We start from the raw sequence: 13910 nt of genomic DNA on the forward strand, positions 1-13910 counted from the left end.
TGTTAAAATTTTTCAACGTTACATAAAGTAACAAAATTTGACCTATTGAGTTTGTTATAGTGTAAATAATCAAAAAACTTAAAAATTAGTCGAGTTAAAATAGTTATTATTAAGCAATATTAAAAATATAAAGGGGTGTACAAATGCATAAAGAATTTGAAATTGAAGAATATACGGCGATTGAGGAGCAAATTCATTATTATAGTACGTCTTTATTAGTAAGTCATCCTGAGCAAATTGTAAAGTATTTAGAAAAACGGTTGGAAAAGTATTCAGAAACGTTACAATATGCACATTTATATCCGGAAACGGTTATATTACCAATACAGCAAATAGTTATCGAATATTCATTAGATGTTGCTAGAATTAGAAGGTATTTAAATTTAAAAACATAACAAAAATCAAATAATTTACAATGAAACAGAGTCGACTTTAAGAAAAGATATTCTAATGTCGACTCTGTTTCATTGAGTTAGTAAATAACAGAAAAAATATATGTTTGAAAAGTTTGACATATAATAATTCGAGAGTAAAATAAAAGTGAGTACTCACTCATTTTAAAGAAAAGGGGGATTTTTAGTGCAGCAACCTTCAATTATTTTACGAGATGTATCAAAAAAATTTGGGAAAAAAGAAGTTTTGCATAACCTTTCGCTGCAAGTAGAAAAAGCAGAAATTTTTGGCTTGGTTGGACCTTCCGGATCAGGGAAAACAACACTCATTAAAATGATTGCAGGTATTAATGAGTCAACTACAGGGGATGTAATTGTTTTTAATACAAACATGCCTAATCTAAATGAAATGAAAAGAATTGGTTATATGGCTCAGGCTGATGCATTATACGAAGAACTATCGGCATATGAAAATGCAGATTTTATTGCAACGATGTATGGGTTAAAAGGTAAGCGTAAGAAAGAGAGAATCGTAGAAGTTTTTGAACTTGTGCAATTATCAGAGCATATGAAAAAGCAAGTACAGCATTTTTCAGGTGGAATGAAAAAACGTTTATCATTGGCGATGGCACTCCTTCATGAACCAGAAATATTAATTTTAGATGAGCCAACAGTTGGGATAGATCCTCTACTTCGAAAATCGATTTGGGAGAAGTTTTATGACCTTAAAAAGAAAGGAACAACTATTATTGTAACAACGCACATTATGGATGAAGCTGAGTTTTGCGAACGTCTAGGGCTAATTAGAGAAGGGAATTTAGTTGCGATTGGCACACCGGAGGAATTGAAAAAACAAACATCTTCTGGACGAATTGAAGATGTCTTTATGTTAGAAGGAGTGATTGAATCATGAGAGTTAATGGTGTAGTCATCCGTATTATTCGTCAATTTTTTCGAGATAAGCGTTCTTTAGCAATGATGTTTGGGGCACCAATGTTATTACTTTGGTTATTATCGCTAATATTTACACAAAAAGACTATATACCGCATATTGCTGTAGTCGATGTACCTGCTCCTATAGTAAAAGCAATGAAAAATCAAGAAGCATCAATTTATGAATATAGTAAAGACAAAGCAATTTCGGAATTAGAAAAGCAAAAGGTAGATGCAGTAATTCATTTAGAAAATGGAAAAATGAATCTTCTATTAGAAGGCAGTGATTCATCAAAAAACCGTGCAGTACTTCAAGTATTGCAAAAGAGTACAGAGAAGAATAATGTATCAATGATGAAGCCTGAAGTGGATTATTTACATGGCTCTAAAGACATTACGATGTTCGATGGGCTTGGTCCCGTATTAATTGGTTTCTTTACATTTTTCTTTGTATTTATATTGTCCGGAGTATCTTTTGTAAGAGAACGTTTAAGTGGTACATTAGAGAGGTTATTGTCCACACCAGTGAGAAGATGGGAAATAGTTTTAGGATATATTATTGGTTTTGGAATCTTTGCACTTATACAATCTATTATAATTGTAAGTTTTTCAGTTTATATTTTAGATTTATATGTAGCTGGCTCAATATGGCTAACGCTACTTATAACATGTATGCTTTCTTTAACTGCACTAACATTAGGCACATTTTTATCGGCATACGCAAATAATGAATTTCAAATGATTCAATTTATACCGCTTGTTATCGTGCCACAAGTCTTCTTTTCTGGGTTGTTTCCAATGGAATCCATGAATACATGGTTACAAATGTTAGGTAAATTATTTCCACTCACATATGGTGCTGACGCTATGAGACAAGTAATGATTCGGAATCAAGGGTTTACAGAGATTGCATTAGATCTTACTGTATTACTACTTTTTTCACTATTATTTGCAGTAGGAAATGTATTTGCATTAAAGAAACATCGCAAAATATAATGATGATAAAAAGGAGCACAATAAATGAAGAAGGATTGGCTGGAAGAATTAGTTGCCGCAACGAATGCTGATAAACGTAATGAACGTCAAATGCGTATATTAGAGGCAGCTGTTGATATGTTTGGAGAAAAAGGGTACGCCTCAACTTCAACGAGTGAAATTGCAAAGCGAGCTGGTGTAGCGGAAGGAACAATCTTCCGCTACTATAAAACGAAAAAAGATTTATTGTTTGCAGTCGTGATGCCGACCTTAACAAAGTTTGCTGCACCATTTTTCGTACAAGCCTTTGCAAAAGAAATATTTAAAACAGAGTATGAATCGTATGAAGTGCTTTTAAGAGTAATAATTCAAAATAGATTTGAATTTGCTAAAAAGCACTTTCCAATGATAAAAATATTAATTCAAGAAGTACCATTTCAGCAGGAACTAAAAAGTGAAATACAACAATTAATAGAAACAGAACTGCTTGTACATTTTAAAAAGCTGATTGCAAAGTTTCAAGAAGAAGGGGAAATTATTGAACTTCCACCATCTTCCGTATTACGTCTTACTTTATCAGCTGTATTAGGGTTGCTCTTAACGAGGTTTTTATTATTGCCGGAAGAGAAATGGGACGATGAAGTGGAAATTGAAAATACGATTCAATTTATATTGTATGGACTAACGCCACGGAGGTAATGTGATGCGACAATTTGCTAAACCGATAATTGTTGTAAGTAAATGTTTAGAATTTGATGCCTGTCGTTATAATGGAGAGATGGTTCCAGATTTAACAATTCGAAACTTGCAGCCATTTGTTACATTTATACCTGTATGTCCTGAAGTAGAAATTGGTTTAGGGACTCCTCGTGAAACGATACGTATTGTAGAAAAAAATGGTGCGAATAGGCTTGTACAACCGTCAATACGAGAAGATGTAACTGAAAAAATGAATGAATTTTCAAATGCATTTTTACAAACATTACCTGAAGTTGACGGTTTTATTTTGAAGAATCGTTCGCCAAGTTGCGGAACTCGTGATGTGAAAATCTATTCTGGTTTTGAAAAAGGGCCAGTAAAAGGAAAAGGAACTGGATTATTTGGTGGAGCAGTAATAAAAAAATTTTCGCATCTTCCAATTGAAGAAGAAGGTAGAATGTCGAATTTTATTATTAGAGAGCATTTCTTTACAAGATTGTTTACAATCGCGCATTACAAAATGATTAAACATACTAAAAACATAAAAGAACTCGTAGCGTTTCAATCAGATTATAAGTATTTATTTATGGCATATAATCAGGTGAAACAAAAAGAATTAGGGCGTATTATTGCAAATCAAAAAAATGAAACAATTGAAGTCGTATTTGATAACTATGAGAAGACTTTATATAAATTATTTATTCGCGCGCCTCGCTATACATCGAATGTAAATGTATGTGAGCACATTTTCGGATATTTTAAAACAAAGCTAAAAAAACAAGAAAAAGATCATTTTTTAGAGCTGATACAAAAATATGCAGAAAAGAAAATACCACTTAGTAGTTTGCTTACAATTTTAAAATCATGGGCTATTCGATTTGATGAAAAGTATTTATTAAGACAAACATATTTCGAACCATACCCTGAAGGGTTAGTAGAAATTTCTGATTCGGGAAAAGGTAGAGATTATTAAACAATAAATTACATAATTCGACACAAAACCTCCTATGTTGTTGTAGAACAATGTAGGAATTTTTTTGTGCATTGGTACAGAATCTGTTTTAAAATTAAGTTATGACAGAATTATAGCAATTGTCTAACTAATATTCGTGTCTTTTAAGAAGTAATGTTTGTAGTAGAAACTCGCACGCTGTCGAAACTCAATATTCGATAAGGGGTGTGTAGCGGAATGGAATTTACTCTAACTCGCGAAAAACAAATGATTAAAGAAATGGTACGTGATTTTGCTGAAAAGGAAATCGCACCGAAAGCTGTATATTATGACAAAACTGCGGAATTTCCATATGAAACATTTCAAAAAATGGGCGAACTAGGATTATTAGGTATCCCATTCCCGGAAGAGTATGGAGGTTCAGGTGGCGATACGTTATCGTACGCGTTAGCTGTTGAAGAGATTGGTCGTGCTTGTGGTGGAACAGGTTTAAGCTATGCTGCAACAATTTCATTAGGTGCTTCTCCAATTTATTATTTCGGTACAGAAGAACAAAAACAGAAATTTTTAGTTCCAATGGCGTCAGGTAAAACGTTAGGTGCTTTCGGATTAACGGAGCCAAATGCTGGATCTGATGCAGGGGGCACACAAACGAAAGCAATTTTAGATGGCGATGAATATGTTATTAGTGGTGAAAAGTGCTGGATTACAAACGCAGAGTATGCAAATACAATTATTGTAACCGCTATCAACGGTTTTGAAGACAATGGTAAAAAACGTATTTCTGCATTTATCGTACCGACTACTAGTGAAGGATTAACGATTTCAAGCCCTTACGATAAGATGGGTGTTCGTGCTTCTAATACTTGTGAAATCGTACTTGATGGTGTACGTGTACCGAAAGAAAATATTCTTGGTGATGTAAATAAAGGATTTAAACAATTCTTATATACACTTGATGGAGGACGTATTTCAATTGCAGCATTAGCAGTAGGTATTGCACAATCTGCATTTGAACGTGCATTGCAATATGCGAAAGAACGTCAACAATTTGGAAAACCGATTTCTAATTTCCAAGCGATTCAATTTAAATTGGCTGATATGGCGACTGAAGTAGAATTAGCGCGTAATTTAGTACATAAAGCAGCTTGGTTAAAAGATAACGATAAACCTTTCGGTAAAGAAGCGGCTATGGCAAAGTTGTTTGCATCTGAAGCTGCAAGTCGTATAGCAAATCATGCAGTACAAATTCATGGTGGATATGGCTATATGCGTGAATATGAAGTTGAACGATATATTCGTGATGCAAAACTTTTAGAAATTGGTGAAGGAACTTCTGAAATTCAACGTCTCGTAATTGCAAGACATTTAGGATGTAGATAAAAAGGAGGAGTCACTATGTTTCAAAAAATATTAATTGCTAATCGCGGGGAAATCGCAGTTCGCATTATGAAAACTTGTCAAAAACTTGGCATTCGTACCGTTGCTATTTATTCTGAGGCTGATGAAAATGCCCTTCATGTAAAATTGGCAAATGAAGCTTACTTAGTAGGCGGTCCACGTGTCCAAGAAAGCTATTTAAACCTTGAAAAAATTATTGAAATAGCTAAGAAGACAAATGCTGAAGCAATCCATCCAGGGTACGGATTATTATCAGAGAATCCATCTTTTCCGATTCGCTGTAAAGAAGAAGGAATCGTATTTATCGGTCCTTCAGAAGAAATCATTACTAAGATGGGAAGTAAAATTGAGTCACGTATAGCGATGCAAGCAGCAGATGTGCCAGTAGTTCCAGGCATTACTACAAATATTGAAACTGCTGAAGAAGCAATTGAAATTGCGAAACAAATTGGTTATCCATTAATGCTTAAGGCATCCGCGGGCGGCGGAGGCATTGGAATGCAGTTGATGGAAACTGAGCAAACGCTCACCAAAGCATTTGAAAGTAATAAAACAAGAGCGCAAAATTTCTTTGGTAACGGAGAAATGTACTTAGAACGCTATATAGCAGATGCACATCATATTGAAATTCAGCTTTTAGCAGATACACATGGTAATACAGTGTATTTATGGGAACGCGAATGTTCAGTGCAGCGCCGAAATCAAAAAGTAATTGAAGAAGCACCTTCACCATTTTTAGATGAGGGTACACGAAAGGCTATGGGAGAAGTTGCTGTACAAGCTGCTAAAGCACTTGGTTATACAAATGCAGGTACAGTTGAGTTTCTTGTAGATGATCAAAAGAACTTTTATTTCTTAGAAATGAATACGAGATTACAAGTAGAACATCCAGTTACAGAAGAAATTACTGGGTTAGACTTAGTTGAACAACAATTACTTATCGCATATGGTGAGAAGCTATCATTTACACAGGATGATGTAAAACGTAGTGGTCATGCCATTGAGGCTCGTATTTATGCAGAAGATCCGAAAACATTCTTCCCATCACCTGGGAAAATTACAGATTTAACGTTACCGACAAATATACGTATTGATCACTTTTTGGAGAATCAAGTAACGATTACACCTTTCTATGATCCAATGATTGCGAAAGTAATCGCACATGGTGAAACTCGTGAAGAAGCGATTTCAAAATTAAAAATTGCTCTAGAAGAGTTAAAAGTAGAAGGTATTAAAACAAACACACCGATGCTACTGCAAGTACTCGGAGACGATGTGTTCAAAAGTGGTATTTATACAACAGGTTTTGTAACGAAACAACTTGTTAAAAAGTAAGATTTATGAATATTAAGGGGGAAAAAATGATGACGAAAGTATATGCATCGATGGCAGGAAATGTTTGGAAAATTGTTGTGGGAGTAGGAGATACAGTAGAGGAAGAGCAGGATGTCGTCATTTTGGAATCTATGAAAATGGAAATTCCAATCGTTTCAGAAGAAGCCGGAACTGTTATGAAAATTAACGTACAAGAAGGCGATTTTGTAAATGAAGGAGATGTATTACTAGAAATTGAATAGGGAGATATAGGGGGAAGCGAATTGAAACTACCTAATTTTGCTGTCATTAAAGAAGTCGGGCCACGTGATGGCTTACAGAATGAAAAAAAGATTGTTGGCACAAAAGATAAAGTAAAATGGATTCAACTACTTACAGAAGCGGGATTGTCGTACGTTGAAGTTTCCTCATTCGTTCACCCTAAATGGGTTCCTGCATTAGCAGATGCAAGTGATGTGTTTTCTGAGCTAAAAAGGGATCCAAATGTTACATATGCAGCGCTTGTTCCAAATCAAAATGGTTTGGAACGAGCTTTTTTGCAAAATGTAGATGAGGTGAATGTTTTTTTATCAGCAAGTGAATCTCACAATAAAAGTAATATTAATAAATCTATTAAAGAAGCATTAGCTGTAATTGAAGATATAACAAAACAGGCAACGTTCGAAGGTAAAAAGGTAAGAGGCTATGTTTCTACTGTATTTGGATGTCCTTATGAAGGGGATATAAGTGCCACAGCAGTTGACGAAATATGTAATCAACTATTTTCATACGGCATTTATGAAGTTTCTCTCGGTGACACGATTGGTGTAGCGAATCCATTACAAGTAGAACAAGTATTAGAACATCTATTAAAGAAGTATGATGCTTCGCAGTTTGCAATGCATTTTCATAATACGTATGGAATGGCTCTGGCGAATGTAGTTAAGTCTTTAGAATATGGTATTACAACGTTTGATAGTTCTTGTGGTGGACTCGGAGGATGTCCTTATGCACCAGGAGCATCGGGTAATGTTGCTACTGATGACTTAGTGCATATGCTCCATAAGCTGGGAGTCCAAACTAATATTGATGAAGAAAAGTTATTGAGAGCTAGTCAGTTTATTCAAAGTAAGTTAAATATCCAATTACCGAGTCATGTGTATAGAGCGCTTCAACATAAAACGATAAGTAGGTGAGAAGATGCTGCAATTACAAAACATTTCAGTTGACTATGTTACACCGCACGTTGTAAAGATTTCGTTAAATCGTGAAAGACAAGCAAACTCATTATCTTTGGCATTATTAGAAGAATTACAAACTATATTAACTCAAATAAACGAAGAATCAAATACGCGCGTTGTTATTTTAACAGGGGATGGCGAAAAAGCATTTTGCGCTGGTGCTGATCTAAAAGAGCGTGCCAACATGAGTGAAGAACAAGTTCGCCATGCTGTGGGTATGATTCGTTCTACTATGGAGATGGTGGAACAATTACCACAACCAGTTATTGCTGCTATTAATGGAATCGCACTTGGTGGAGGTACTGAATTAAGCTTAGCTTGTGATTTTAGAATTGCTTCTGACACTGCAAGTCTAGGTCTTACTGAAACTTCTCTTGCAATTATACCTGGAGCAGGTGGTACTCAGCGTTTACCGAGATTAATTGGAGTCGGTAGAGCGAAAGAATTAATTTATACAGGAAGACGTATTTCGGCGCAAGAAGCGAAAGAATATGGTTTAGTAGAATTCGTAGTACCAGCTGATTTACTAGAAGAGAAAGCAATTGAAATTGCAGATCGAATTGCTAAAAATGGTCCAATTGCTGTTCGATTAGCAAAAGAAGCAATTTCAAATGGAATTCAAGTAGATTTACATACCGGCTTACAAATGGAAAAACAGGCGTATGAGGGCGTAATCCATACGAAAGATAGATTAGAAGGATTACAGGCATTCAAGGAAAAACGCAAACCAATGTATAAGGGGGAGTAAATATGTTAGATCAAAAACAACAATCTAATTCATTTGAAGAACGAGTTGAAACAATTAAGCAAGGCGGGGCACCGAAATATCATGAACAAAACAAAGCAAAAGGGAAACTTTTTGTTCGAGATCGTTTAGCTCTTTTATTCGATAATGGTGAATATGTGGAAGATGCATTATTTGCAAATTGTGAACAAACTGGATTACCAGCTGATGGTGTTGTAACTGCGACTGGTAAAATACATGGTCGTACTGCGTGCGTAATGGCAAATGATTCGACTGTAAAAGCTGGATCATGGGGAGCACGTACAGTTGAAAAAATTCTACGAATTCAAGAAACAGCAGAAAAATTACGTGTACCGTTATTTTATTTAGTTGATTCTGCTGGAGCGCGTATTACAGATCAAGTTGAAATGTTCCCTGGACGCCGCGGTGCGGGAAGAATCTTTTATAACCAAGTGAAATTATCTGGAAAAGTGCCACAAATTTGTTTATTATTTGGACCTTCAGCAGCTGGTGGTGCGTATATTCCAGCATTTTGTGACGTTGTTATGATGGTTGAAGGAAATGCTTCTATGTATTTAGGGTCTCCGCGTATGGCTGAAATGGTTATCGGTGAGAAGGTAACTTTAGAAGAAATGGGCGGAGCACGTATGCATTGCTCAGTATCAGGATGCGGAGATGTTTTATGTAAAACAGAAGAAGATGCAATTACTCAAGCAAGACAATATATTTCTTATTTTCCAAGTAACTATTTAGAAAAGACTCCTTTGATTACACCTCAAGAACCGAAACAGTTCGATAAAACGTTAGAAGAAATCATTCCAGAAAATCAAAATGCTCCTTTCAATATGAAAGATCTCATTAACAGAATTATTGATGAAGGTTCTTTCTTTGAAGTGAAAAAATTATTTGCTCAAGAACTAATTACAGGTTTAGCACGCATTGATGGTAAGCCAATTGGCATTATTGCAAATCAGCCGCGTATGAAGGGCGGCGTATTATTCCACGATTCAGCTGATAAAGCAGCGAAGTTTATAAATTTATGCGATGCATACCATATTCCATTATTATTCCTTGCAGATGTACCTGGATTTATGATTGGTACAAAAGTAGAACGTGCCGGAATTATTCGTCACGGTGCAAAAATGATCTCTGCAATGAGTGAAGCAACTGTACCGAAAATTTCTATCGTCGTTCGAAAAGCATATGGAGCTGGCTTATATGCAATGGCAGGTCCAGCGTTTGAACCAGATTGCTGCTTAGCATTACCAACAGCTTCTATTGCAGTAATGGGTCCAGAAGCAGCGGTCAATGCTGTATATGCAAATAAGATAGCAGCTTTACCAGAAGAAGAGCGTGCAAGCTTTATTGCTGAAAAACGAGAAGAGTATAAGAAAGATATTGATATTTACCGTTTAGCATCTGAGATGGTGATTGATGGTATTGTTCATCCAAACAATTTACGTGAAGAGCTAAAAGGACGATTCGAAATGTATATGAGTAAATATCAAGTATTCACGGATCGTAAACATCCTGTATATCCAGTTTAAAAGCCCTATTTAGGGCTTTCTTGCTCAAAAAATCAAGGAGGGGAAAACATGAAACAAGCAGTTTGGTTTCCAACAGAAGAATATAAAGAAAAAACGCGTTTATTTGGTTGGATGAAATCATTAGGCTATGAAGATTACGAAGCTTTTTATAATAAGTCAATTGAAGAAACAGCTTGGTTTTGGGGAGAAGCTGAGAGAGCAGTTGGCTATCAGTGGATGAAACCATATACAGAAGTGTTAGATTTAGAAAATGGTACACCGTTTGCACAGTGGTATACTGAGGGAACTTGTAACGTTGTAGAATCTGCTTTATCTCGCTGGCTTGCAGACGATAAAACGAAAACACAAGCAGCACTTATGTATGAAGGGGAAAACGGAACTTCGAAATCATTTACATATGAAGAGCTTGACAGCTGGGTAAGCCGTGTTGCCAACGGTTTGAAACATGCTGGTATTAAAAAAGGTGATCGTGTAACAATTTACATGCCAATGATTCCTGAAACAGTTGTTGCTATGTTAGCGGTAATGAAAATTGGAGCGATTATTTCACCAATATTCTCAGGTTTTGCTGCTGATGCAGTAATGACACGTGTACAAGCAGCTGGTTCAAAAATGGTTATTACCGCAGATGGCTTTTCACGCCGTGGGAAAATTGTTTCATTAAAAGATGAAGTAGATAAAGCTTGTGAACATTGTCCAACTGTTGAAAAGGTGGTAATTGTTCGTCATGCAGGAAATGATTTTACACCGCATAATTATGATTTTTCATGGAGTACGTTAGAAAAAGAAAAACCATTTATACATGCTGAAGAAATGAACAGTGATGATCCATTAATGCTTATATATACATCTGGAACGACTGGTAAGCCGAAGGGGACAGTACACACACATGCTGGTTTCCCGCTAAAATCTGCATTTGATGCAGGATTTGGAATGAATATAAAACAAGGCGACCGAGTATTATGGGTAACTGATATGGGCTGGATGATGGGACCATTTTTACTATTCGGCTCTTTAATTAATGGCGCAACAATGGTTATGTACGAAGGTGTTCCAGACTTCCCAGAAGCAGATCGCTTATGGGAGACAGTTGATAAATATGAAATTACTCATCTCGGTATTTCGCCAACGTTAATCCGTGCATTAATGGCAAAAGGTGATGAATATGTAAATAAACACTCGTTAAAGAGTTTAGAAGTATTCGCATCAACAGGAGAACCTTGGAATCCAGATCCGTGGATGTGGCTGTTTGAAACAGTTGGAAAAGGAAAGGTCCCGATCTGTAACTACTCAGGTGGAACTGAAATTTCTGGTGGGATTTTCGGTAATGTTCTTATAAAGCCAATTGCACCGATTAGTTTTAACGCATCTTTACCAGGAATGGCAGCAGTTGTACTTGATAATCAAGGTAAACCGATTCGTGATGAAGTCGGAGAACTATGTTTAGAAAAACCGTGGGTTGGTATGACGAAAAGTTTCTGGGAAGATGATGAACGTTATGTGAACACATACTGGTCACGTTTTGAAAATAAATGGGTTCATGGGGACTGGGTCATTTATGACGGTGAGCAATACATCATCACAGGACGTTCAGACGATACGCTAAATATTGCAGGGAAACGTATTGGTCCTGCTGAATATGAATCTATTCTTGTGAAACATAATGATGTAATAGAAGCAGCGGCAGTTGGTGTACCGGATGATGTAAAAGGAGAAGTTTGTCATTGTTTTGTTGTATTACGAGATGGTGTAACATTCTCAGGAGAATTAAAGAAAGAATTAATGAGTTTAGTAAACTCTCATATTGGTAAAGCTTTATGTCCAAAAGACATCCACCTTGTAGAAGATTTACCAAAAACACGAAATTCTAAAGTAATGCGACGTGTCATAAAAGCTGCTTACTTAGGAAAAGAATTAGGAGATTTATCGTCACTTGTAAATCCTGAAGTAGTTCCGTTTATTCAGGGGTTACAGTCTAGCAAACTATAAAATTACGAATGAGCTCTATGTAAATAGAGCTCATTTTTAATGTTTACAAAAAGATAAGAGAGAAAAAGTAAATTTGAAGTTAAAAAATCTACTATTAGTGTTAAGTATATCTGTTTGTTTTTAGTTTTTATCAAAATAGGATACTATAGCTGTCTATTCAATGGAGTGATTGAATTTTGTTAAGAATGAAAATTTAGTGAAGAAAAAAGTAATGAATAAAAGGAGAAATCCCTGGGGGACAGGGATTCAATAAGGGAGATATTATTGTCGTTCAATGTCGAAATTTGGCGTATCCGACAAATTAATATTATCACGAATTTTCAGGAGATTGTGATAGTGGATGTGTCAAAAATGTGTACGGGTTTCATATAAAAGTGTTATTTAAATAGGAAAAGGGAAAAGAATTAAGTTCACTCGTTCTTAAGATTTTTTCCCTTTTAAATTTACTGTTTGTTCGTTGTTCTATATACATCTGAAATTGGTAAATCTTCGCCATGTAAAGCTTGAGTACTGTCCTTTTTGTTTGAATTATGTGCCTCCTGAGAGGTTTCTTGCAGTTGTTCTTGGGCCTTACTAGGGGTATTCAGCGTATCTAATGACACAGAATCAAGTTGTTGACTTAATAAATCTTTTTTATCCATGTTATGTAGCTCCTTTTTGAACTTAGATATAAAAACAAAGTATTTTTAAATAGTTACGTGGGTATTATGTATCTTTGAATGGAATTATATACACAAACTATATTGAGAATTTAACTAATTATAAAAATTACTTGTGCTGACAAGCTTAAGAAATATAAAGATCATTAGTTCTTAATAAAAGCGTTATTTTAGTAGGGTGTTACGAAATTTCATTTGAAAGGAACATCCCAATGATAAAAAAGAGCACTGTAAATCAGTGCTCATCTTATTAGATATTGCTTAGTCCTTAAAAATAAAACCGTTACGGACAATTCACAATGGTAATAGTGACGCTAGCCATTGTTCCAGGAGAATCAAGAAGTGAAGCAGTAACGGTTACTGTTCCAGGCCCATTAGCGGCTAGAAATACAGCGGTAAAGTTACCTGAAGCATTGGTAATGACCGCAAGAGGAACCATGAAAGCAAGAGAAGGGTTACTAAATGAAAAACTGACCACTACTCCTGGAGTAGGACTACCGTTTACTAATACTTGACCCGAAAAAAATAAAGTATTATTTCCTTGAGTGGATACACATGCTGTGGTTTCGTTAGAAGTCAAGGTAATAGATGCAGGCCCAGTAGGAAGATTAAATCCGGTTGGTCCGGTTGATCCGGTAGAACCAGTTGGTCCGGTTGGTCCGGTTGGTCCGGTTGGTCCGGTTGGTCCGGTTGGTCCGGTTGGTCCGGTTGGTCCAGTTGGTCCGGTTGGTCCAGTTGGTCCAGTAGAACCGGTTGATCCAGTAGAACCAGTAGGACCAGTAGGACCGGTAGGGAATTGAAAGGGTGGAGCAGGTGGAAGTGTAGGTCCAATAGAACCCGGATTAAGTGCAGCAAAAGATAAAAACTCGTCCATTATATATCACCTCTAAAAATCGTATTACTAATAGTAAATGTAATGATAGAGCAAAGTGAAATGGACAAGTGGCTGTGTTTTAATAAATTAAACAAAATAGTTATTTGATAGAAAGAGAGATTAGTATGATTACTTTAGAAATTAAATATAAAAAGGCGATTATCTTCATATCGCCTTTTGGATAATACA

Annotated in this window: 15 protein-coding genes and 1 pseudogene; 14 read left to right on the forward strand and 2 right to left on the reverse strand. The window is 35.8% G+C overall.

Translation table 11 applies throughout. The features are described from left to right. The first annotated feature begins 143 nt into the window (after window positions 1–143). From JFT95_RS10420 to JFT95_RS10475, 12 genes are all read left to right on the forward strand, one after another. The gene (locus JFT95_RS10420) at window positions 144–395 is read left to right on the forward strand and encodes a hypothetical protein (RefSeq protein WP_201052163.1); all 252 of its coding nucleotides are present in this window, start codon (window positions 144–146) and stop codon (window positions 393–395) included. 184 nt (window positions 396–579) lie between these two features. Further along, window positions 580–1305, forward strand: a complete 726-nt coding sequence (locus JFT95_RS10425) for an ABC transporter ATP-binding protein (RefSeq protein WP_201052165.1) — start codon at window positions 580–582, stop codon at window positions 1303–1305. After that, window positions 1302–2321: an ABC transporter permease gene (locus JFT95_RS10430; protein WP_002127488.1), complete on the forward strand. Its 1020-nt coding sequence runs from the start codon at window positions 1302–1304 to the stop codon at window positions 2319–2321. The genes JFT95_RS10425 and JFT95_RS10430 overlap by 4 nt, the downstream gene beginning before the upstream one ends. A gap of 24 nt (window positions 2322–2345) precedes the next feature. Beyond that, a complete protein-coding gene (locus JFT95_RS10435) occupies window positions 2346–2999 on the forward strand; it encodes a TetR/AcrR family transcriptional regulator (protein ID WP_201052167.1) in 654 nt (217 codons plus the stop codon). Window positions 3000–3003: 4 nt separating this feature from the next. Further along, on the forward strand, window positions 3004–3972 hold the full coding sequence (locus JFT95_RS10440) for a YbgA family protein (protein WP_201052169.1): 969 nt from the start codon (window positions 3004–3006) through the stop codon (window positions 3970–3972). A 216-nt stretch (window positions 3973–4188) separates the two neighbouring features. After that, a complete protein-coding gene (locus tag JFT95_RS10445) occupies window positions 4189–5334 on the forward strand; it encodes an acyl-CoA dehydrogenase (RefSeq protein ID WP_002032227.1) in 1146 nt (381 codons plus the stop codon). Window positions 5335–5349: 15 nt separating this feature from the next. After that, window positions 5350–6687, forward strand: a complete 1338-nt coding sequence (locus tag JFT95_RS10450) for an acetyl-CoA carboxylase biotin carboxylase subunit (RefSeq protein WP_002136442.1) — start codon at window positions 5350–5352, stop codon at window positions 6685–6687. A 26-nt stretch (window positions 6688–6713) separates the two neighbouring features. Further along, window positions 6714–6929: an acetyl-CoA carboxylase biotin carboxyl carrier protein subunit gene (locus JFT95_RS10455; RefSeq protein WP_001985297.1), complete on the forward strand. Its 216-nt coding sequence runs from the start codon at window positions 6714–6716 to the stop codon at window positions 6927–6929. A 21-nt stretch (window positions 6930–6950) separates the two neighbouring features. Then, window positions 6951–7862: a hydroxymethylglutaryl-CoA lyase gene (gene mvaB / locus JFT95_RS10460; RefSeq protein ID WP_002017011.1), complete on the forward strand. Its 912-nt coding sequence runs from the start codon at window positions 6951–6953 to the stop codon at window positions 7860–7862. A gap of 4 nt (window positions 7863–7866) precedes the next feature. Next, a complete protein-coding gene (locus JFT95_RS10465; RefSeq protein ID WP_002017012.1) occupies window positions 7867–8655 on the forward strand; it encodes an enoyl-CoA hydratase in 789 nt (262 codons plus the stop codon). Window positions 8656–8657: 2 nt separating this feature from the next. Continuing rightward, window positions 8658–10199 carry an acyl-CoA carboxylase subunit beta gene (locus tag JFT95_RS10470; protein WP_002017014.1) on the forward strand — a complete coding sequence of 514 codons (1542 nt, stop codon included), beginning with the start codon at window positions 8658–8660 and terminating at the stop codon, window positions 10197–10199. A 48-nt stretch (window positions 10200–10247) separates the two neighbouring features. Then, window positions 10248–12188 carry an AMP-binding protein gene (locus tag JFT95_RS10475; protein WP_201052171.1) on the forward strand — a complete coding sequence of 647 codons (1941 nt, stop codon included), beginning with the start codon at window positions 10248–10250 and terminating at the stop codon, window positions 12186–12188. A 443-nt stretch (window positions 12189–12631) separates the two neighbouring features. Here JFT95_RS10475 and JFT95_RS10480 read toward each other — a convergent pair whose 3' ends face one another. Then, a complete protein-coding gene (locus JFT95_RS10480; protein WP_201052173.1) occupies window positions 12632–12829 on the reverse strand; it encodes a hypothetical protein in 198 nt (65 codons plus the stop codon). A gap of 317 nt (window positions 12830–13146) precedes the next feature. Between JFT95_RS10480 and JFT95_RS29540 the strand changes: the two genes are divergently transcribed. Both JFT95_RS29540 and JFT95_RS29880 read left to right on the forward strand, forming a co-directional pair. Then, the gene (locus JFT95_RS29540) at window positions 13147–13362 is read left to right on the forward strand and encodes a hypothetical protein (RefSeq protein ID WP_002085442.1); all 216 of its coding nucleotides are present in this window, start codon (window positions 13147–13149) and stop codon (window positions 13360–13362) included. A gap of 45 nt (window positions 13363–13407) precedes the next feature. Next, complete coding sequence (locus JFT95_RS29880) at window positions 13408–13647, forward strand: hypothetical protein (RefSeq protein ID WP_274606777.1); 240 nt, start codon at window positions 13408–13410, stop codon at window positions 13645–13647. 17 nt (window positions 13648–13664) lie between these two features. On the opposite strand, the pseudogene JFT95_RS30120 reads toward JFT95_RS29880, so the two are convergent. Then, window positions 13665–13721 (reverse strand): annotated as a pseudogene (locus tag JFT95_RS30120) (exosporium leader peptide-containing protein); the annotation flags it as partial. Window positions 13722–13910 lie beyond the last annotated feature (189 nt).

It is taken from the genome of Bacillus sp. TH17, from assembly GCF_016651125.1.
GTDB lineage: Bacteria > Bacillota > Bacilli > Bacillales > Bacillaceae_G > Bacillus_A > Bacillus_A mycoides.

Bases quoted from the DNA above. Each gene is read 5' to 3' on its own strand.
- JFT95_RS10420 (WP_201052163.1), top strand. From the start codon at position 144: ATGCATAAAGAATTTGAAATTGAAGAATATACGGCGATTGAGGAGCAA.
- JFT95_RS10430 (WP_002127488.1), top strand. From the start codon at position 1,302: ATGAGAGTTAATGGTGTAGTCATCCGTATTATTCGTCAATTTTTTCGA.
- JFT95_RS10435 (WP_201052167.1), top strand. From the start codon at position 2,346: ATGAAGAAGGATTGGCTGGAAGAATTAGTTGCCGCAACGAATGCTGAT.
- JFT95_RS10440 (WP_201052169.1), top strand. From the start codon at position 3,004: ATGCGACAATTTGCTAAACCGATAATTGTTGTAAGTAAATGTTTAGAA.
- JFT95_RS10445 (WP_002032227.1), top strand. From the start codon at position 4,189: ATGGAATTTACTCTAACTCGCGAAAAACAAATGATTAAAGAAATGGTA.
- JFT95_RS10450 (WP_002136442.1), top strand. From the start codon at position 5,350: ATGTTTCAAAAAATATTAATTGCTAATCGCGGGGAAATCGCAGTTCGC.
- JFT95_RS10455 (WP_001985297.1), top strand. From the start codon at position 6,714: ATGATGACGAAAGTATATGCATCGATGGCAGGAAATGTTTGGAAAATT.
- JFT95_RS10465 (WP_002017012.1), top strand. From the start codon at position 7,867: ATGCTGCAATTACAAAACATTTCAGTTGACTATGTTACACCGCACGTT.
- JFT95_RS10470 (WP_002017014.1), top strand. From the start codon at position 8,658: ATGTTAGATCAAAAACAACAATCTAATTCATTTGAAGAACGAGTTGAA.
- JFT95_RS10475 (WP_201052171.1), top strand. From the start codon at position 10,248: ATGAAACAAGCAGTTTGGTTTCCAACAGAAGAATATAAAGAAAAAACG.
- JFT95_RS10480 (WP_201052173.1), bottom strand. From the start codon at position 12,829: ATGGATAAAAAAGATTTATTAAGTCAACAACTTGATTCTGTGTCATTA.
- JFT95_RS29540 (WP_002085442.1), top strand. From the start codon at position 13,147: ATGGTAATAGTGACGCTAGCCATTGTTCCAGGAGAATCAAGAAGTGAA.